Annotated in this window: 1 pseudogene; it reads right to left on the minus strand. The window is 28.3% G+C overall.

What is annotated here, in order from left to right:
- A pseudogene (locus KGF46_RS19915) lies at positions 1 to 203 on the minus strand (RNA-guided endonuclease TnpB family protein); the annotation flags it as partial.
- Between the last annotated feature and the right edge of the window lie 23 nt (positions 204 to 226).

Raw genomic sequence — 226 nt, forward strand, 5'->3', positions numbered from 1 at the left:
AAATATGCTTTTACATCTTGATTTTTCTCTTTCTTGAACTTAGGAAAGCCTTTAGCACCTTTAAAAAAGTCTTTAAAGGCTTTATCTCCATTCATAATAGCTTGTTTAGTAGCTTTAGAGGATACATCTTTAATCCATTTCATATCTTTATTATTAGGTACATACTCGTTATTTATCCATTTAGAAAAGTCCATACCACTCACAAATTTTCCTTCTTTTTCATAAA

The organism is Clostridioides sp. ZZV14-6153 (genome assembly GCF_020657855.1).
In the GTDB taxonomy this organism is placed as follows: domain Bacteria; phylum Bacillota; class Clostridia; order Peptostreptococcales; family Peptostreptococcaceae; genus Clostridioides.